This is a genomic window from Stenotrophomonas maltophilia (genome assembly GCF_006974125.1).
Classification (GTDB): domain Bacteria; phylum Pseudomonadota; class Gammaproteobacteria; order Xanthomonadales; family Xanthomonadaceae; genus Stenotrophomonas; species Stenotrophomonas maltophilia_O.
This window is the reverse complement of record NZ_CP037858.1, coordinates 2,426,282-2,444,655: the sequence shown is the minus strand read 5'-3', so window position 1 is coordinate 2,444,655 and position 18,374 is coordinate 2,426,282. Positions and strand designations below refer to the sequence as shown.

The window sequence follows — 18,374 nt, the reverse complement described above, 5'->3', positions numbered from 1 at the left end:
GCTGGCCGGCAACCACGCAATCGCTCGCTCTCGACGCGTTACCCCACGCCGTGCAGGTGTTCGTACAGGATCGTCGCACCGATGATCACCAGGATCACGCCGCCGATGATCTCGGCACGCTTGCCGACCATGCTGCCCAGCACGCGGCCGAGCATGATGCCGGCGGTGACCATGGTCAGCGTGCACAGGCCGATGACCGCGGCCATCACGCCGATATGCACGTCCATGAAGGCCAGGCCGATGCCCACCGCCATCGCGTCGATGCTGGTGGCGAAGCCGGTCAGCGCCAGCTTCCAGAAGCCGTGATGCTGCGAAGGATCTTCATCTGCCTCGTCGCTGTCCGGGCGCAGGCCGTTGTAGATCATGTGGATGCCCAGCGCGCCGAGCAGGCCGAAGGCGATCCAGTGATCGAAGGCTTCGACGTACTGCAGGGCGGCACGGCCGAGCAGCCAGCCGATGATGGGCGTGATCGCCTCGATGACGCCGAAGATGATGCCGGCACGCAGTGCATCGCGGAACACCGGCTTGCGCATGGCCGCACCCTTGCCGATCGCCGCGGCGAAGGCATCGGTGGACATGGCAAAGCCGATCAGGAGGATCGAAATGGGGGACATGGGCGGCTGCTGAAGGTCGGGCTGGGACGGACGCACGGCCTGCGCTCGCGCCCAACCTGACGTTGCGCGCGCGGGCCGCTGGTCTCGCCAACCATCATGGTTGTCCACGCCACGGCGCACTGGCCGAGTATGTTGACGTGGACGATTCCTGCGAAGGAATCCGGCTACTCCCCAAGGGGACGCGAAGCTTAGCACCGCGATTCGCGCGTGGCGCATTTCCAGCGAAACGCGCAGGCAGGGCTGGTTTGTATAGCGATGGCTATAACAGGGCGAAGCAAAGGCGTGCCAAGCAAGCTTGGCACCCACCGGGGATGCGGTAGTGCCGGCCGCTGGCCGGCAGGGCAGCGTGCCAAGCAAGCGTGGCACCTACCAGTGTGGTTTCAGATGATGTCGCACGTTTCAGGGGGATTGCCGGCCAGCGGCCGGCACTACCCTCAGTCTTCTTCCGGCGGCAGCACGATGGCGTCGTCGTCGATGGCCAGCTTGCCGGCCATCAGCACGGCCTGGGTGCGGTTGGTCACACCCAGCTTGCGCAGGATGGCGGTGACATGGGCCTTGATCGTCGCTTCGGAAACGTTGAGGTCGTAGGCGATCTGCTTGTTCAAGCGGCCTGCGCCCAGCATCTGCAGCACGCGGAACTGCTGCGGGGTCAGCTCACGCAGTCGCTGGCCGACTTCGCGTTCTTCGCTGCCGGTGGGCGGCACGTTGTGCGCTTCCGGCGGTGCCCAGGTCTCGCCATCGAGGATGGTGCCCAGTGCATGGCCGATGGTGTCCGAATCCGCAGACTTCGGAATGAAGCCCAGCGCGCCGTGGTCGAGCGCGCGGCGCATCACCGTGGCTTCTTCGCGCGCGGACACCACCACCACCGGCAGGTGCGGGTGCAGCGAGCGCATGTGCACCAGCGCGTTGAAACCCTGTGCGCCAGGCATGTTGAGGTCCATCAGGACCAGGTCGGCGTCGTTGTGCTGATCGGCCAGCGCGTACAGCGCTTCCACGCTGTCGGCCTCGAACAGCTGCACGCCGGGGATGACCCGCTGCACGGCGCCGCGCAGGGCTTCGCGGAACAGCGGGTGGTCATCGGCAATCAGGAGGGTGGTCATGGTCGGGGGGAACCGTGGGGAAAGCAGATGGGGTCGGAGCCCTTTCCTTGCGGAAAGGGATCCGACCCCGGGTCGTACGTCAGCGCACCTTGCGCTCGTCCACCAGCGACGCCACCACCGACGGATCGGCCAGGGTCGAGGTGTCGCCGAGCTGGTCCGGCGCGTTCTCGGCGATCTTGCGTAGGATGCGGCGCATGATCTTGCCCGAGCGGGTCTTCGGCAGGCCCGGCGCCCACTGCAGGTGGTCCGGCGTGGCGATCGGGCCGATCTCCTTGCGCACCCAGGCAACCAGTTCCTTCTGCAACTCGTCGCTCGGGGCCTCTTCGGCCACCAGGGTGACGTAGGCGTAGATGCCCTGGCCCTTCACGTCGTGCGGGAAGCCGACCACGGCCGCCTCGGCCACCTTCGGGTGCGAGACCAGCGCGCTTTCCACTTCGGCGGTGCCGATGCGGTGGCCGGACACATTGATCACGTCATCGACGCGGCCGGTGATCCAGTAGTAGCCGTCTTCGTCGCGGCGGCAACCGTCGCCGGTGAAGTAGCTGCCCGGGTAGGTGCGGAAATACGTATCGATGAAACGCTGGTGGTCGCCGTACACCGTGCGCATCTGGCCCGGCCAGGAATCACGGATGATCAGGTTGCCCTCGGTCGGGCCGTCCTGGATCTCGCCATCGGCATTGACCAGCGCCGGCTGCACGCCGAAGAAGGGCAGGGTGGCCGAACCCGGCTTCAGATCCATCGCACCGGCCAGTGGCGAGATCAGGATGCCGCCGGTTTCGGTCTGCCACCAGGTATCGACGATCGGGCAGCGGCTGTCGCCGACCACTTCGTAGTACCAGCGCCAGGCTTCCGGATTGATCGGCTCGCCGACACTGCCGAGCAGACGCAGCGACGCGCGCGAGGTCTTCTTTACCGGTTCCTCGCCTTCGCGCATCAGTGCACGGATGGCGGTCGGGGCGGTGTAGAAGATGCTGACCTTGTGCTTGTCGATGACGTTCCAGAAGCGCGAGGTGTCCGGGTAGTTCGGCACGCCTTCGAACATCAGCGAGGTCGCGCCGTTGGCCAGCGGCCCGTACACGATGTAGCTGTGGCCGGTGACCCAGCCGACGTCGGCGGTGCACCAGTAGATGTCGTCCTCGCGCAGGTCGAACACCGCTTCATGGGTGTAGGCCGCGTACAGCAGGTAACCGCCGGTGGTGTGCAGCACGCCCTTCGGCTTGCCGGTGGAACCGGAGGTGTAGAGGATGAACAGCGGGTCTTCCGCATTCATGCGTTCCGGCTCGCAGCTGGCCGGCTGGCTGTCCACCACGTCGTGGAACCAGCGGTCGCGCGGGGCCTGCATGTCCACCGCGCCGCCGGTGTGGCGCACCACCAGCACGGTTTCAACCGTGTTGGTGCCCGGCAGCTTCAGCGCGGCATCGACGTTGGCCTTCAGCGGAATCTTTCGACCACCGCGCAAGCCCTCGTCGGCGGTGATGATCAGCTTGCTCTGGCAGTCGCTGACGCGGTCGGCGATCGAGTTCGGTGCGAAGCCACCGAACACCACCGAGTGGATTGCACCGATGCGCGCACAGGCCAGCATGGCCACCGCGGCGTCGACGATCATCGGCAGGTAGATGGTGACGCGGTCGCCCTTCTTGACCCCGAGGTTGCGCAGTGCGTTGCCGAGGCGGCAGGTGCGCTCGTACAGCTCGCGATAGGTCACGTGCTGGGCCGGCGCATCCGGGCTGTCCGGCTCGAACAGCAGCGCGGTCTTGTCGCCGCGCTTCTCGAGCTGGCGATCCAGGCAGTTCACGCTGGCATTGAGCTCGCCATCCTCGAACCACTTGATGTGGAAATCGGACAGGTCGTAGCTGACGTTCCTGATCTTCGTCGGCTTGCGCATCCATTCCAGGCGCTCGGCGGCCTTGCCCCAGAAACCATCCGGGTCGGTCAGCGAAGCCTGGTACTGCTGTTCGTAGGACGTCTTGTCGATGCGTGCCTTGGCGGCGAACTGCGGATCGACGGGGTAGATATCAGCCATGGCACCCTCACTTGCACGTTGACTTTGTGTGTGCGGTCGCAGCATTGCGGCGACCGATCCCCCTCAGTTTGCCCCATCCACCCCCGGTCGCGTCACCACCTTGGTTAGACCATGGTCGAAAGTGAGCGCCCTGCAGGGCCGGGTTCGACCAATGGCGAATAGCCGCTATACATAATCGCCCCGCAGTCTCGGCTCGACCGTGCCCCACGCGCGGCATCACCTTGCCACTTGGGAGAGAGGGCAACATGAGCCACCGTACGTTGAAAGCCGTGCGCACACCTTTGGCGGCCTGCCTGTTGGTCGCCCTGGTCGCACCGGGCATGGCGTTCGCAGAGACCGCCAAAGAGAAGGCGCTGGAAGCACGCGTTGCCGAACTGGAACGCCAGGTCCAGCTGCTGCTGTCTTCGCAGCAGCAACAACAGACCCAGATCAGCCAGACCCAGCAGGCAGTGACCGAAGTCCGCACCGTGCAGGCCGAGCAGAAGTCGGTCGCCTCGGTGCCGGCCGGCAAGCAGCCGATCCAGGTCACCACCATCACCCCGGGCGCGGCGCCGGGCACCACAGTCAAGATCGGCGGCTTCATCAAGGCCGACTTCCTCGCCACCCAGACCAGTGACGGCCAGCTGGCCGACGACGCCACCGGCCGCTCGCTGTACCTGCCGGGCCAGACCCCGGTGGAAGGCGCCGGCGGCAGCGGCAAGCGTTCGGGCACCGACTTCAATGCCCACGCCAAGTTCTCGCGCTTCAACCTGGGCATCGACAACGTGAGCGAATCGGGCAACAAGGCCGGTGCGTTCTTCGAGATGGACTTCTTCGGCAACTCGCTGGGCAACCAGACCGCCACCAATACCTACGGTGTGACCCTGCGCCACGCCTACATGTACTGGAACAACTGGATGGCCGGCCAGACCTGGTCCAACTTCATGGACGCGGCCGCACTGCCCGAAGCGGTCGACTTCGTCGGCCCCACCGACGGCGTGATCTTCGTGCGCCAGGCCCAGGTGCGCTACACCCAGGGCGGCTTCAGCGTCGCGCTGGAAAACCCGGAAACCACCACCCTCACCGGTACCCGCAACCCGGTCACCGGGGCATGGACCAACGCCAGCGCCAACTCCGACCGTGGCAGCCTGCCCGATCTGACCATGCGCTATGGCTGGAAGGGCGACTGGGGCACCTTCGGTGTCGGCGGTATCGTCCGTCAGCTGAAGGTCGACAACCAGGCCACCGGCGCCAAGGCCGACAAGGTGGCCGGCGGCCTGACCCTGGGCGGCAAGTGGGTGATGGGTGACAGCGATTCGCTGCACTACCAGCTGACCGGTGGCGAAGGCATCGCCCGCTACATCGGCCTGGGCATCACCGCCGACAGTGCCTACGACGTGGCCCGCGACGAGCTCAACCCGACCGGCGTGCTTGCCGGCTACGTGGGCTGGCGGCATGCGTTCTCGTCGAAGCTGCGCACCAACCTGATCTACGCGCGCAGCGACTACGACAACGACAGCATCCTCGGCCCGCTGGTGACCAAGAGCGTGCAGAGCATCCGCGGCAACATCTTCTACTCGCCGTTGCCCAAGGTCGATATCGGCGCCGAGCTGATGTACGGCCGTCGCGAAGTGGAGAACGGAAACAAGGGTGACATCACCCGGTTGCAGTTCACCACCAAGTACAGCTTCTAAGAGCGTGCCGGCCAGCGGCCGGCACCTACCGAATTGAGTACCGACCAACGGTCGGTGTCTACCGGATTGAGTGCCGACCCAGGTCGGCACCTACAGAGGGAAAACGTCCCATGTCCAGCACACCCAGCACCGCACACAAAGCGGGCACCCTGACCCAGGGCCACAAGAAAGTCATTTTCGCCTCGAGCCTCGGCACGGTGTTCGAGTGGTATGACTTCTTCCTGTACGGCTCGCTCGCCGCCATCATCGCCAAGCAGTTCTTCAGTGGCGTCAACGAAACCACGGGCATGATCTTCGCCCTGCTGGCGTTTGCCGCCGGCTTCTTCGTGCGTCCGTTCGGCGCGGCCTTCTTCGGCAGCCTCGGCGACCGCATCGGCCGCAAGTACACCTTCCTGGTCACCATCCTGATCATGGGCATCTCGACCTTCCTGGTCGGCGTGCTGCCCAACTACGCATCGATCGGTTTCGCCGCACCGGTGATCCTGATCATCCTGCGCCTGGCCCAGGGCCTGGCGATGGGCGGCGAGTACGGCGGTGCCGCTACCTACGTGGCCGAGCACGCGCCGGACGACAAGCGTGGCCTGTACACCAGTTTCATCCAGTGCACCGCTACGCTCGGCCTGTTCATGTCGCTGCTGATCATCCTGGCCTGCCGCTACTTCCTGGGCAATGAAGCCTTTGAAGCCTGGGGCTGGCGCATCCCGTTCCTGGTCTCGATCCTGCTGCTGGGCATCTCGGTGTGGATCCGCCTGCAGCTGAGCGAATCGCCGCTGTTCCAGCAGATGAAGTCGGAAGGCAAGGGTTCCAAGACCCCGTTCCGCGACAGCCTGAAGGGCGGCAACCTGAAGCTGATGCTGCTGGTCCTGCTCGGCGCTGCGGCCGGCCAGGCCGTGGTCTGGTACGGCGGCCAGTTTTACGCGCTGTTCTTCCTCAGCAGCATGCTGAAGGTCGATGCCACCACCTCCTACCTGCTGATCGCCGCCGCGCTGGCGCTGGGCGTGCCGTTCTTCATCTTCTTCGGCTGGCTGTCCGACCGTATCGGCCGCAAGAAGATCATCCTGGCCGGCTGCCTGCTGGCTGCCGTCACCTACATCCCGATCTTCAAGGGCCTGACCCACTTCGCCAACCCAGCCATTGAAGAAGCCCGCAGCAGCTCGCCGGCCCTGGTTGTGGCCGATCCGAACACCTGCTCGTTCCAGTTCGATCCGGTCGGCCTGCGCAAGTTCACCAGCTCCTGCGACGTGGCCACCGCCGCGCTGACCAAGGCCGGTGTGCCGTACGACGTGCAGCCCGCCGCCGCCGGTTCGCTGGCGATGGTGAACGTGGGCAGCGCCAGCGTCACCTCGTATGAAGCCGCTGGCCTGACCAAGGAAGACGGCAAGGCCAAGGCCGATGCGTTCGGTGCGGAACTGAAGACCGCCCTGACCACCGCCGGTTATCCGGCCAAGGCCGATGGCGCCCGCATCAACATCGCCGGCACCATCTTCATGCTGTGGCTGCTGGTGCTGTACGTGACCATGGTCTACGGCCCGATCGCCGCCTACCTGGTCGAACTGTTCCCGACCCGCATCCGCTACACCTCGATGTCGCTGCCGTACCACATCGGCAACGGCTGGTTCGGTGGCTTCCTGCCGGCAATCTCGTTCGCGCTGGTGGCCGGTACCGGCAACCTGTACTACGGCCTGTGGTACCCCATCATCATCGCGCTGATGTCGGTGGTGATCGGCGGCCTGTTCCTGCGCGAGACCAAGGACGTGGATATCACCAAATAGCCGGCGTGCCGACCAACGGTCGGCACCCACCGGGTTTCAGGGGCCGCGGTGCAGACCGCGGCCTTTTTTGTTTCCCTGTTTTTGGGGTCAGATCCCTTTCGCTTGCGAAAGGGATCTGACCCCATCGAGACGACCATCGCGTTGCGCAGCACGCCGTATAGTCGGCCCATGACCATCACCACGCCGGCAGACCTCCCCGCCATCCTGCACACCCTGCGCAGCGCCTGGCAGTCGCAGCGGCCCACGCTCGACCAGCGCGAAGCCGACCTGCGCCGCCTCCGCGAAGCGCTGAAGCCACGCCTGGACGAAATGGCCCAGGCCATCGCCGAGGACTTCGGCCACCGCGCCCACGTTGAATCGAAACTGGCCGATGGCATGAGCGTGCTCTCGGCCATCGACCACCTGCGCCGTCACCTGCGGCGCTGGTCGAAGCCGCAGCGGGTGGGTGCGGGCTGGCGACTGTGGCCGGCACGCGCGCAACTTCGGCCGACGCCATTGGGTGTGGTCGGGGTGATCTCGCCCTGGAACTACCCGGTCACCCTGGCACTGGTGCCGTTGGCCACCGCCATCGCCGCCGGCAACCACGTGCTGCTGAAGCCGTCTGAGCACACGCCGCGCACCAGCGCATTCCTGGCCGATCTGCTGGCCAGCGTGTTCCCGCCCGACCGCGTGGCGGTGGTGCAGGGTGGGGCGGACGTGGCTGCAGCGGTATCCTCGCTGCCACTGGACCACCTGCTGTTCACCGGCTCGACGGCGGTGGGCCGCAAGGTGATGGCGGCCGCCGCCGAGCATCTGGTGCCGGTCACGCTGGAACTGGGTGGCAAGTCGCCGGCGATTGTCTGTCGCGACTTCCCGCTGGACACCGCCGCTGCGCGGCTGGCCACCGGCAAATGGTTCAACGCCGGGCAGACCTGCATCGCGCCGGATTACGTGCTGATCGACACCGCGCGCCAGCGCGAGTTCGTACAGGCGCTGCAGCAGCAGGTGCGCGAGCGCTATGGCGATTTCAGCGAAGCCGGCGATTACACGCGCATCATCAACGAGGGCCAGTACCGGCGCCTGCAGGGCTACCTGGCGCAGGCGCGCGAACGCGGCGTGCCGGTGATTCCGCTGGCGCAGGTGAATGAGGCGCGTGCCGACCGTGAACGCCTGCTGGTGCCGACCGTGGTGCTGGACCCGCCGGACGACCTGGAGCTGATGCGCGAGGAGATCTTCGGGCCGATCCTGCCGGTGCGGGCCTATCCGGACCTGGAAGCGGCGCTGGCCGATGTGCTGTCCCGCGACCGCCCGCTGGCGCTGTATCCCTTCAGCCACGACACGGCGACGGTGGAGCGCATCCTCGGCCAGGTGGTGGCCGGCGGGGTGACAGTGAATGACACGCTGCTGCACTTCGCCGCCGACGGATTGCCGTTCGGCGGCGTGGGGGCCAGCGGCATGGGCGCGTACCACGGGCGCGCCGGCTTCGATGCGATGAGCAAGCGGCTGCCGGTGCTGTGGCAGTCGCGCTGGGCGGCCAGCGACCGGTTGCGGCCGCCGTATTCGAAGATTGCGGGGTTGTTGAAGCTGCTGCTGCGGTGATCGGGTTCCGGTAGGTGCCAACCCTGGTTGGCACAGGGTGATTGCCGGCGCCAACCAAGGTTGGCGTCTACCGGGGTATATGGGCGCCCATCAAGGCCCACCCGGGTAGAATGCCCCCATGAAGATCGCCTCGTGGAACGTCAATTCGCTCAATGTCCGCCTGCCGCACCTGGAGCAGTGGCTCAAGGAGTTCGGCCCGGACATCGTCGGTATCCAGGAAACCAAGCTGGAGGACCACAAGTTCCCCGATTCGGCACTGATCGCCGCGGGCTACCGCAGCGTGTTCGCCGGCCAGAAGACCTACAACGGCGTGGCGCTGCTGTCGCGTGAGCCGGCGCAGGACGTGCAGATCGGCATTCCCGGCTTCGAGGACGAGCAGAAGCGTGTCATCGCCGGTACCTTCGGCGACCTGCGGGTGATCAACCTGTACGTGGTCAACGGCCAGGACATCGGCACCGACAAGTACGACTACAAGCTGCGCTGGCTCGAGGCGGTGCACGCCTGGATCGCCGAAGAGCTGCAGCGCCACCCGAAGCTGATCGTGATGGGCGACTTCAACATCGCCCCGGACGCGCGCGATGTGCACGACCCGGAGGTGTGGAACGAAAACCACATCCTGACCTCCACCGCCGAGCGCGGCGCGTTGAACAAGCTGCTGCAGCTGGGCCTGCACGATGGCTTCCGCCTGCACAACGACGAGGCCGGTGTGTTCAGCTGGTGGGATTACCGTGCCGCTGGCTTCCGCCGCAACCTGGGCCTGCGCATCGACCTGACCCTGGTCTCCGAGGCGCTGAAGGGCAGTGCGGTGGCCTCGGGCATCGACCGCGAGCCGCGTACCTGGGAACGCCCGAGCGACCATGCGCCGGCGTGGGTGCAGATCGCTTGAACGAACGAGGCCCGACGATTGCCGGGCCCGTTGTGATGCGTCTGTCGGCCAGCGGCCGGCACTACCCTCAGATCACCGTATGCTCTTGCGGGTGAACAGGTTGACGATCGCCAGCAGGATCACCGCACCGATCAGCGAGAACAGGAAGGTGCGGATGGTGATCGCTTCGTTGATGCCGCCGCCGAACAGCCAGCCGGAAATCAGCGCGCCGACGATGCCGACCACGATGTTGAGGATGATGCCCTGCTGGGCATCGCGCTTCATGATGATGCTGGCCAGCCAGCCTACGATGCCGCCGACGATCAGCCAGATGATGATGCCCATGATCGAACCTCCGGTGGGGAACTGTGACCAGTTGACGCGCAGGGCTGTGAACCCGTCGTGGAATTGCGTGATGGGCGCGTGCGGATGAGCCTGCCAGCCACCCTCGACGGCCCGTGGCGTTTCGGTCCGGTGACGGTCTGGCGCCGCCCGCACGTGCCGGGCCACCGGGGTGAACCGCAGGCGCGGCAGGTGCTGGCGCAGGCATTGGGTGCCGACCCGGAGACGCTGCCGCTGGTCCGTGATGACAAGGGCCGGCCGGAACTGAGCGGCGCTCTGGCCCACTACGGCACCGGCTGGAGCCACAGTGGCGAGGTGCTGCTGGTGGCGCTGGGCGAAGGCGTGCGGCTGGGTGTCGACCTGGAACTGCTGCGGCCGCGGCCGCGTCTTCTGGAAATCGTACGGCGCTTCTTCCACCCCGAGGAGGTGATCTGGCTGGAAAGCCTGGACGAGGCCGGGCGCGAGCACTGGTTCTTCCGCGTGTGGTGCGTCAAGGAAGCCATCCTGAAGGCGCACGGGCAGGGCATCTCGTTCGGCCTGCACCGGCTGCAGCTGGCGCCGGGGGCCGATGGTGCCCTGCACCTGCGCTGGTGCGACCCGGAACTGGGCGAGGCCGCGCGCTGGCACCTGCACGAATGGCAGGCCACCGGCCAGTTCCGTGCGGCATTGGCCTGGTATCCACACTGAAGCGGGGAATCAGCGTGCAAAACCGGCGATAATGTCGGCATGAGCGAACACCCACTTCCCGCCAGCGTGGCTGCCACGCTGGAACAGGGCCTGGCCAGCATGGGCCTGGACGCCGCGCTGGCGCCGCCGCTGCTGCGCTACCTGGCCCTGCTGCACCGCTGGAACGGCACCTACAACCTCACCGCCATCCGCGATCCGCAGGAGATGGTCACCCGCCACCTGCTCGATTCGCTGGCAATGCAGCCGTTCGTGGCCGATGGCAGCCTGGCCGACCTCGGCACCGGCCCCGGGTTGCCCGGCATCCCGTTGGCGATCGCCTGCCCGGGCCTGCAGGTCACCCTGGTCGAGAGCAACGGCAAGAAGGCGCGCTTCATGCGCGAGGCCGTGCGCCAGCTCGGCCTGGACAATGCCCGCGTGGCCGAATCGCGCGCCGAGGCGCTGGACGAGGCCGGCCGCTACGACCAGCTGACCGCGCGCGCGATGGACACCCTGGCCGGCATCGTCCGCGTCGGCGGCCACCTGCTGCGCCCTGGCGGCGTGCTGCTGGCCATGAAGGGCGTCTACCCGCATGAGGAGATCGCGGACCTGCCGGCTGGCTGGCAGGTGCGTGAGGTGACCCCGTTGAGCGTGCCCGGCCTGGCCGGCGAACGCCATCTGGTCACCGTTACAGGCCCCTGATTCCCGCCGCCAGCCCTTTGTGGAACAACGGGTTGGCGATCCACGATTTCCGCAAGGGGCCGGTTGTACGCATAATGACCGGTCCCAGCACACGTCGACGAGGCACACCCGCATGGCCCGCATCATCGCCATCGCCAACCAGAAGGGTGGCGTCGGCAAGACCACGACCGCCGTCAACCTGGCCGCTTCCCTGGCCAACGCACCCAAGCGCGTGCTGTTGGTCGACCTGGATTCGCAGGGCAACGCGACCATGGGCAGTGGCGTGGACAAGCGTGAGCTGGTCTCCTCCACCTACGATCTGCTGCTGGGCGAGTCCAGCGCCGCCGATGTGCGCGTGCAGACCGCCGAAGGCTACGACCTGCTGCCCGGCAACATCGACCTGACCGCCGCCGAGATCCAGCTGATGGCGCAGAGCGAGCGCGAGCAGCGCCTGAAGCGCGCGCTGGCACCGATCCGCGACGAGTACGACTACATCCTGATCGACTGCCCGCCGGCGCTGTCGCTGCTGACGCTCAACGCACTGGCCGCCGCCGATTCGGTGATCGTGCCGATGCAGTGCGAGTACTACGCGCTGGAAGGCCTGAGCGCGCTGGTGGAAACCATCGAAGCGCTGCGTGCCAACCTCAACCCGGCGCTGGAGATCGAAGGCGTGCTGCGCACCATGTTCGATGTGCGCAACAACCTGGCCAACGCGGTCTCGGCCGAGCTCACCGAGCACTTCGGCGACCGCGTGTTCCGCACCATCGTGCCGCGCAACGTGCGCCTGGCCGAGGCGCCGAGCCATGGCCAGAGCATCGTCGGCTACGACCGCGCTTCGCGCGGTGGCGTGGCCTACCTGGGCCTGGCCGGCGAGATCATCCGCCGCAACAACGAACGCAACAAGGCCGCCAAGGCCGTGGAGACCGTCTGATGACCAGCAGCAAGCCGGCAGCCAAGAAGCGAGGCCTCGGCCGTGGCCTGGACGCGCTGCTGGGTCCCAAGGGGGCGGTCAGCCAGGTGCAGGCCACCACCGCGGTGATCGAGCCGCTGCCGGGTGAAGTGCTGCGCAAGCTGGCCGTGGGCCAGCTGCAGCCGGGCAAGTACCAGCCGCGCCGCGAGATGGACGAGGGCAAGCTGTCCGAGCTGGCCGACTCGATCAAGTCGCAGGGCGTGATCCAGCCGATCCTGGTGCGCCAGCTGCCGGCGGGCAACTACGAAATCGTCGCCGGTGAGCGCCGCTGGCGCGCATCGCAGCTGGCCGGCCTGGACGAAGTGCCGGTGGTGGTGCGCGAGCTGGAAGACCGCACCGTCATCGCGATGGCGCTGATCGAGAACATCCAGCGCGAAGACCTCAACCCGCTGGAAGAAGCCGAGGCGCTGCAGCGCCTGATCAGCGAATTCACCCTGACCCATGCCGAGGCCGCCGAGGCCGTCGGCCGCTCGCGCGCGGCGGTGTCCAACCTGCTGCGCCTGCTGGAGCTGCCGGTGGCCATCCGCCTGCTGCTGGAAACCCGCCGCCTGGAAATGGGCCACGCCCGCGCGCTGCTGACCCTGGCCCCCGAGCTGGCCGGCAAGCTGGCACAGGAAGCGGCCGATGAAGGCTGGTCGGTGCGCGAGGTCGAGCGCCGTGCGCAGGCCTTCGCGGCCGGCAAGGTGCCGAGCAACCGCCCGGTCGCCACACCGAAAGTGCAGCAGGCCGACATCGCCTCGCTGGAAACCGAACTGTCCGAAGCGCTGGGTGCCAAGGTGGCGATCAACCATGGCCGCGGCGGCAAGGGCAAGCTGATCATCCACTACACCGACCTGGATACCCTGGACGGCGTGCTGGAAAAACTGCGTACGCGCCAGGGCTGAGCCCGGCGCAGCGCCAGGGGATGCGGCCTGTTCCTGCCGCGTCCTGCAGATGACAGGGAACGCACCGCCGCGCGCGCCGGGGGATGCACTGCTCTCCGGTCCGTGGCCTCATCCAGGGAGCAGGACATGAGCAACACATTCGACGACGTCAGCCCGGGCGGCAGCCCGATCATGGTGCACAGCCGCCAGAAGGACTTCACCCCGCCGCAGGGCGAAGAACACATCGAGGCGATCGGCGCGCACATAGAGCGCCATCTGGGTCCGGTGTCCGGTGTCTTCCACGAGATCATCTCCGACCTGGTGCACATCGACGTGCACGTGGTGCCGGCCAATGACCAGTTCCCGTACCTGCGCCTGGTCACCTCCGGCATGAGCGACCTGCCGATGACCGTGCCCGCCGAGGTGGACGCGGACGTGCCGCGCTACATGGAGCTGATGGTGACCCTGCCGGCCGACTGGCCGATGTCCCAGGATGCCTTCGAGGACGAACGCAACTACTGGCCGGTGCGCCTGCTGAAGGGCATGGCGCGGCTGCCGCACGAGTACGACACCTGGCTGGGTTTCGGCCACACCATTCCCAACGGCCATCCCAGCGAGCCCTACGCGCCGGGCGTGGGCTTCGACGGTGCCATCGTGCTGCCGCCGGTGACTACCCCGGTGGACTTCGCCACGCTGGAACTGGACGACGGCAAGCTCATCAGCTTCATGAGCCTGGTTCCGCTGTATCCGGAAGAGATGGACCTGAAGCTGAAGAAGGGTGCCGAGGCGCTGCTCGACCGCTTCGATGCGAAGAAGATCCAGGACGTGATCGAACCCGGCCGCACCAATGTGGCCAAGAAGCGTTTCGGGCTGTTCTGAGCCCGCAGCGTATCCTCTGCACCTGTACTCATTGATTTCCAGGCAACTGCAATGACCATCCTGCTCACCGGCGCTGCCGGCTTCATTGGTGCCTACACCGCCCGCGCGCTGCTGGAGGCGGGCCAGCCGGTGGTCGGCCTGGACAACTTCAACGACTACTACGACCCGCAGATCAAGCGCGACCGCGTGGCCGCACTGTGCCCGACCCTGGACCTGCGCACCCTGGACCTGACCGACCAGCAGGGCCTGGCCGCGCTGTTCGACAAAGTACAGCCGACCGCGGTGATCCACCTGGCCGCGCAGGCCGGCGTGCGCTATTCGCTGGAGAACCCGCAGGCCTACGTCGACAGCAACCTGGTCGGCTTCGTCAACATGCTGGAGCTGTGTCGCCATCGTGGCGTGCAGCACCTGGTGTATGCCTCCAGCAGCTCGGTCTACGGTGATTCGGCCACGCCGCCGTTCTCCGAGGACCAGCGCGTGGACCAGCCGCGCTCGCTGTACGCGGCGACCAAGGCGGCCAACGAGCTGATGGCCTACACCTACGCGCAGCTGTACGGCCTGCATGCCACCGGCCTGCGCTTCTTCACCGTGTATGGCCCGTGGGGCCGGCCGGACATGGCACCGCTGCTGTTCTCGCGCGCGGTGCTGGCCGGGCGGCCGATCGACGTGTTCAACGAAGGCCGCATGCAGCGCGATTTCACACATGTCTCCGACATCGTGTCGGGTATTCTCGGCGCGCTCGCGCATCCGGCCGATGGTCCGGTACCGCACCGGGTGTTCAACCTCGGCAACCATACGCCGGTCGAGCTGGAGCGCTTCATCAGCGTGATCGAGCAGGCCGCCGGCCGCCAGGCGCAGAAGGTCTACAAGCCGATGCAGCCGGGCGACATGGTGCGCACGATGGCCGATACCCGGCGCGCCCATGACGCATTCGGCTTCGACGCGGTGACCCCGATCGAAGAAGGGTTGCCCCCTGTCGTGCAGTGGTGCCGCGAGTATTTTGGCGACCGCGCCTGAGGACGGACCCTCACACAGCCGGATTCATCTTCGGATAACCTCGGCTTCGGAGAATGCGCGGTCTTTGTCCCCCTTTGGCCGAGTGCCTTATGAGCCAACCCGAGCTTTCCGTTGTCGTCCCGGTGTTCAACGAGCGCGACAATGTTGCCCCGCTGGTCGCCGAAATCACCGCTGCACTGCGCGGCCGGCTGCCGTTCGAGATCGTCTACATCGACGACCACTCGCGCGATGACACCCTGGCGGTGCTGCAGGGCCTGAAGGCGACCACGCCGGAACTGCGGGTGCTGCACCACGTGAACCAGAGCGGGCAGAGCACCGCGGTGCGCACCGGCGTCAAGCACGCACGTGCGCCGTGGATCGCGACCCTGGATGGCGACGGGCAGAATGATCCGGCCGACATTCCAAAGCTGCTGGCCGCGCGCGATGCGGCCGAGGCGCAGGTGAAGCTGTTCGCCGGCTGGCGGGTCAACCGCCAGGACAGCGGCAGCAAGCGCTGGGCCAGCAAGTGGGCCAATGCCATCCGTGCACGCATGCTGCGCGATGACACGCCCGATACCGGCTGCGGCATCAAGCTGTTCGAGCGCAGCGCGTTCCTCGACCTGCCGTACTTCGACCACATGCACCGCTACCTGCCGGCGCTGATGCAGCGTGCCGGCTGGAAGACCACCAGTGTGCCGGTCAACCACCGCCACCGCACCGCCGGCGTATCCAAGTACAACAACCTGGGCCGTGCGCTGGTCGGCATCCGTGATCTGCGCGGCGTGGCCTGGCTGATCACCCGCAGCAAGCGCACCACGGTGGAAGAACGGTGATGGGCCTGGAACTGCACTGGCTGGACCAGCCGCTGACCTGGCTGTACTGGACCGGCCTGCATGTGACCGGCTGGAAGTTGATCGGCTACACCGGCGCGCTGATGTTCGGTGGCCGCTGGCTGGTCCAGTTCGTCGCCTCCAAGCGTGCCGGTAAGCCGGTCATCCCGCGCCTGTTCTGGTACATGAGCGTGGTCGGCAGCCTGATGACGCTGAGCTACTTCCTGTTCTCGGCCAAGCAGGACTCGGTGGGCGTGCTGCAGAACCTGTTCCCGGCGTTCACCGCCCTGTACAGCCTGCAGCTGGACATCAAGCACCGCGGCTGGAAGCGCGACAGGGCCAGCCACTGAGGCCTGCGGGGCCCATCCTGTAGGTGCCGACCTTGGTCGGCACAGGTGTATCCGGGCCCGCCGCATCCACGCATGGCGTGGATCTACTGCGTGCCTGGCTACCGTGCCTGGTAGCTGCCAACCTTGGTTGGCACACGGGGAAATCCAGCGCCAACCAAGGTTGGCCGCTACAGGGGCCCCGGTCTGCTGCGCAGGCAGGACCTTCGTCCCATGCCACGGGCCGTGGGCGGTGCCATCATCGGCGCCTGCCTTCCCGGGAACCTGTGCTCGTGAAAACCCGTCTTGCTGTTGCCCTGCTGATCGCCCTGTCCGCCCCTGCCGTGGCCCTGGCCGCGCCGCCCGCCACCGCCGCACCGGCCAGCGTGGCCACCGAATCGCCCGCCGATGCCGCCTTCCGCGCGCTGTACGAGAAGGAGTGGAAGTGGCGCCAGCAAGGTGGCGGCGAGGCCAGTGAGGACGAGGACGCCCCGGCCAATGCCACCCGCATGCCCGACATCAGCCCGGCTGCGCAGCAGGCGCGCCTGAAGGTGTGGGACGAGACCCTCGCCGCGCTGAAGAAGATCGACCCGAAGACCCTGTCGCCCGACAACCAGGTCAACTATGCGATCTACCGCGACCAGGTGTTCAACCTGGCTGAAGAGACGCGTCTGCGCGGCTACGAGATGCCGTTCAACGCCGACTCCTCGTTCTGGTCCAACCTGTCCTTCATGGCCCGGCGCGAGATGAAGACCGTGCAGGACTACCAGAACTACATCGCACGGCTGAACGATGTGCCGCGATACTTCGGCCAGCAGACCGAGAACATGCGTGCCGGCCTGAAGCGTGGCTTCAGCGTGCCGCGTGCCGTGCTCGATGGCCGCGAGGTCTCCATCGCTACCGTCGCCGAGCTGATGGATCCCACCGAGTCGCCGCTGTACGCGCCGTTCAAGAAACTGCCCAACAGCATTCCGGCCGCCGAACAGGCCAAGCTGCAGGCACAGGCGCGTGAAGCGATCAGCGGCAAGGTGGTGCCGGCGTTCCAGCAGCTGCGCACCTTCTTCGTCAACGAGTACGTGCCGCAGGCGCGTACCACCCTGGCCGCCGAAGCGATGCCAAATGGCAAGGCGTACTACAAGCAGCAGATCCACGAATACACCACGCTGGACCTGTCGCCGGACGAGATCCACCGCATCGGCCTGGATGAAGTCGCACGCATCCAGAAGGAAATGAACGACATCATCAAGCAGGTGAAGTTCAAGGGCAGCTTCGCCGAGTTCCTGACCTTCCTGCGTACCGATCCGCAGTTCTACGCCAAGACGCCGGAAGAGCTGCTGTCGCGTGCCGCGTGGATCTCCAAGCGCGCCGATGGCCAGCTTGGCAAGTACATGACGCTGCCGCGCGCGCGCTTCACCATCGTGCCGGTGCCGCCGGATATCGCGCCGTTCTGGACCGCCGGCCGTGGCGGCATGGGCACCTACTGGCTCAACACCTACAACCTGCCGTCGCGCCCGCTGTACAACCTGCCGGCGCTGACCCTGCATGAATCCGATCCGGGCCACGCGCTGCAGGGCGCCATTGCCGCCGAGCAGAAGAACCTGCCCGAGTTCCGCCGCAACGCCTACATCTCCGCCTATGGCGAAGGCTGGGCGCTGTACTGCGAGAAGCTGGGCGTGGAGATGGGCATCTACGAAACCCCCTACGAGGATTTCGGCCGCCTGACCTACGAGATGTGGCGCGCCACGCGCCTGGTGATCGACACCGGCGTGCACAGCAAGGGCTGGACCCGTGAGCAGGCGCTGGCCTACCTGCGAGACCACACCGCGCTGAGCGAGCATGAAGTGACCACCGAAGTGGACCGCTACATTTCCTGGCCGGGCCAGGCGCTGAGCTACAAGCTGGGCGAGATCGCCATCGTGCGCCTGCGTGCGCAGGCCGAGAAGGAGCTGGGCGACAAGTTCGACATCAAGGGCTTCCACGACACCCTGCTCAAGCAGGGCTCGGTGCCGCTGCCGGTGCTGGAACAGCAGATCCAGGCCTACATCGCCGAACGCAAGAAGGCCTGACCGCTACCGGGTAGTGCCGGCTGCTGGCCGGCCACCTGCACGCACCGCGATCGTTCGACATTGCCGGCCAGCGGCCGGCACTACCTCGGACCGGGAAACGGGGTCGGATCACAGGATCCGACCCCGTGGTCTT

At 66.7% G+C, this 18,374-nt stretch carries 17 protein-coding genes and 1 riboswitch; of the genes, 13 read left to right on the top strand and 4 right to left on the bottom strand.

Going from position 1 to position 18,374, the window contains the following annotated elements:
* Positions 1–38: 38 nt before the first annotated feature.
* The 3 genes from EZ304_RS11100 to acs form a co-directional block, all read right to left on the bottom strand.
* A complete protein-coding gene (locus EZ304_RS11100; RefSeq protein ID WP_142807076.1) occupies positions 39–614 on the bottom strand; it encodes a manganese efflux pump MntP family protein in 576 nt (191 codons plus the stop codon).
* Positions 615–703: 89 nt separating this feature from the next.
* A riboswitch (yybP-ykoY riboswitch) is annotated at positions 704–793 on the bottom strand.
* 255 nt (positions 794–1,048) lie between these two features.
* The gene (locus tag EZ304_RS11095; protein WP_006477308.1) at positions 1,049–1,714 is read right to left on the bottom strand and encodes a response regulator transcription factor; all 666 of its coding nucleotides are present in this window, start codon (positions 1,712–1,714) and stop codon (positions 1,049–1,051) included.
* A gap of 79 nt (positions 1,715–1,793) precedes the next feature.
* Complete coding sequence (gene acs, locus EZ304_RS11090) at positions 1,794–3,737, bottom strand: acetate--CoA ligase (RefSeq protein ID WP_142807075.1); 1,944 nt, start codon at positions 3,735–3,737, stop codon at positions 1,794–1,796.
* A gap of 245 nt (positions 3,738–3,982) precedes the next feature.
* Here acs and EZ304_RS11085 point away from each other — a divergent pair, with 245 nt between their 5' ends.
* The 4 genes from EZ304_RS11085 (at position 3,983) to xth (ending at position 9,646) form a co-directional block, all read left to right on the top strand.
* On the top strand, positions 3,983–5,410 hold the full coding sequence (locus EZ304_RS11085) for a DcaP family trimeric outer membrane transporter (protein ID WP_142807074.1): 1,428 nt from the start codon (positions 3,983–3,985) through the stop codon (positions 5,408–5,410).
* 110 nt (positions 5,411–5,520) lie between these two features.
* On the top strand, positions 5,521–7,182 hold the full coding sequence (locus EZ304_RS11080; RefSeq protein WP_099551802.1) for an MFS transporter: 1,662 nt from the start codon (positions 5,521–5,523) through the stop codon (positions 7,180–7,182).
* 168 nt (positions 7,183–7,350) lie between these two features.
* On the top strand, positions 7,351–8,760 hold the full coding sequence (locus EZ304_RS11075; RefSeq protein WP_142807073.1) for a coniferyl aldehyde dehydrogenase: 1,410 nt from the start codon (positions 7,351–7,353) through the stop codon (positions 8,758–8,760).
* 118 nt (positions 8,761–8,878) lie between these two features.
* On the top strand, positions 8,879–9,646 hold the full coding sequence (gene xth / locus EZ304_RS11070) for an exodeoxyribonuclease III (RefSeq protein WP_142807072.1): 768 nt from the start codon (positions 8,879–8,881) through the stop codon (positions 9,644–9,646).
* 72 nt (positions 9,647–9,718) lie between these two features.
* Here the strand turns inward: xth and EZ304_RS11065 are convergent, their stop codons facing one another.
* Entirely contained in the window at positions 9,719–9,970 is a 252-nt protein-coding gene (locus tag EZ304_RS11065; RefSeq protein ID WP_005411656.1) for a GlsB/YeaQ/YmgE family stress response membrane protein, read from the bottom strand.
* 84 nt (positions 9,971–10,054) lie between these two features.
* Between EZ304_RS11065 and EZ304_RS11060 the strand changes: the two genes are divergently transcribed.
* The 9 genes from EZ304_RS11060 (at position 10,055) to EZ304_RS11020 (ending at position 18,241) form a co-directional block, all read left to right on the top strand.
* Positions 10,055–10,654, top strand: coding sequence for a 4'-phosphopantetheinyl transferase family protein (locus EZ304_RS11060; RefSeq protein ID WP_142807071.1), 600 nt, complete (start codon positions 10,055–10,057; stop codon positions 10,652–10,654).
* Positions 10,655–10,693: 39 nt separating this feature from the next.
* Positions 10,694–11,332 carry a 16S rRNA (guanine(527)-N(7))-methyltransferase RsmG gene (gene rsmG, locus EZ304_RS11055; protein WP_049436024.1) on the top strand — a complete coding sequence of 213 codons (639 nt, stop codon included), beginning with the start codon at positions 10,694–10,696 and terminating at the stop codon, positions 11,330–11,332.
* Between the two features lie 112 nt (positions 11,333–11,444).
* Entirely contained in the window at positions 11,445–12,242 is a 798-nt protein-coding gene (locus tag EZ304_RS11050) for a ParA family protein (RefSeq protein ID WP_032128472.1), read from the top strand.
* Positions 12,242–13,165 carry a ParB/RepB/Spo0J family partition protein gene (locus EZ304_RS11045; protein ID WP_008267278.1) on the top strand — a complete coding sequence of 308 codons (924 nt, stop codon included), beginning with the start codon at positions 12,242–12,244 and terminating at the stop codon, positions 13,163–13,165. The genes EZ304_RS11050 and EZ304_RS11045 overlap by 1 nt, the downstream gene beginning before the upstream one ends.
* Before the next feature lie 126 nt (positions 13,166–13,291).
* Entirely contained in the window at positions 13,292–14,023 is a 732-nt protein-coding gene (locus EZ304_RS11040; protein ID WP_142807070.1) for a suppressor of fused domain protein, read from the top strand.
* Positions 14,024–14,074: 51 nt separating this feature from the next.
* Positions 14,075–15,040, top strand: a complete 966-nt coding sequence (locus EZ304_RS11035) for an NAD-dependent epimerase/dehydratase family protein (RefSeq protein WP_142807069.1) — start codon at positions 14,075–14,077, stop codon at positions 15,038–15,040.
* Between the two features lie 89 nt (positions 15,041–15,129).
* Positions 15,130–15,852 (top strand): glycosyltransferase family 2 protein, encoded by a 723-nt coding sequence (locus tag EZ304_RS11030; RefSeq protein ID WP_099551796.1) that lies wholly within the window; start codon positions 15,130–15,132, stop codon positions 15,850–15,852.
* Positions 15,852–16,199, top strand: a complete 348-nt coding sequence (locus tag EZ304_RS11025; protein WP_010482376.1) for a lipid-A-disaccharide synthase N-terminal domain-containing protein — start codon at positions 15,852–15,854, stop codon at positions 16,197–16,199. The genes EZ304_RS11030 and EZ304_RS11025 overlap by 1 nt, the downstream gene beginning before the upstream one ends.
* A gap of 269 nt (positions 16,200–16,468) precedes the next feature.
* A complete protein-coding gene (locus EZ304_RS11020; RefSeq protein WP_142807068.1) occupies positions 16,469–18,241 on the top strand; it encodes a DUF885 domain-containing protein in 1,773 nt (590 codons plus the stop codon).
* Positions 18,242–18,374: the final 133 nt, after the last annotated feature.

Coding starts and splice junctions, on each gene's coding strand:
- EZ304_RS11060 (WP_142807071.1), top strand. CDS start 10,055: ATGAGCCTGCCAGCCACCCTCGACGGCCCGTGGCGTTTCGGTCCGGTG.
- EZ304_RS11030 (WP_099551796.1), top strand. CDS start 15,130: ATGAGCCAACCCGAGCTTTCCGTTGTCGTCCCGGTGTTCAACGAGCGC.
- xth (WP_142807072.1), top strand. CDS start 8,879: ATGAAGATCGCCTCGTGGAACGTCAATTCGCTCAATGTCCGCCTGCCG.
- EZ304_RS11045 (WP_008267278.1), top strand. CDS start 12,242: ATGACCAGCAGCAAGCCGGCAGCCAAGAAGCGAGGCCTCGGCCGTGGC.
- EZ304_RS11085 (WP_142807074.1), top strand. CDS start 3,983: ATGAGCCACCGTACGTTGAAAGCCGTGCGCACACCTTTGGCGGCCTGC.
- EZ304_RS11025 (WP_010482376.1), top strand. CDS start 15,852: ATGGGCCTGGAACTGCACTGGCTGGACCAGCCGCTGACCTGGCTGTAC.
- rsmG (WP_049436024.1), top strand. CDS start 10,694: ATGAGCGAACACCCACTTCCCGCCAGCGTGGCTGCCACGCTGGAACAG.
- EZ304_RS11050 (WP_032128472.1), top strand. CDS start 11,445: ATGGCCCGCATCATCGCCATCGCCAACCAGAAGGGTGGCGTCGGCAAG.
- EZ304_RS11095 (WP_006477308.1), bottom strand. CDS start 1,714: ATGACCACCCTCCTGATTGCCGATGACCACCCGCTGTTCCGCGAAGCC.
- acs (WP_142807075.1), bottom strand. CDS start 3,737: ATGGCTGATATCTACCCCGTCGATCCGCAGTTCGCCGCCAAGGCACGC.
- EZ304_RS11040 (WP_142807070.1), top strand. CDS start 13,292: ATGAGCAACACATTCGACGACGTCAGCCCGGGCGGCAGCCCGATCATG.
- EZ304_RS11075 (WP_142807073.1), top strand. CDS start 7,351: ATGACCATCACCACGCCGGCAGACCTCCCCGCCATCCTGCACACCCTG.
- EZ304_RS11100 (WP_142807076.1), bottom strand. CDS start 614: ATGTCCCCCATTTCGATCCTCCTGATCGGCTTTGCCATGTCCACCGAT.
- EZ304_RS11080 (WP_099551802.1), top strand. CDS start 5,521: ATGTCCAGCACACCCAGCACCGCACACAAAGCGGGCACCCTGACCCAG.
- EZ304_RS11065 (WP_005411656.1), bottom strand. CDS start 9,970: ATGGGCATCATCATCTGGCTGATCGTCGGCGGCATCGTAGGCTGGCTG.
- EZ304_RS11035 (WP_142807069.1), top strand. CDS start 14,075: ATGACCATCCTGCTCACCGGCGCTGCCGGCTTCATTGGTGCCTACACC.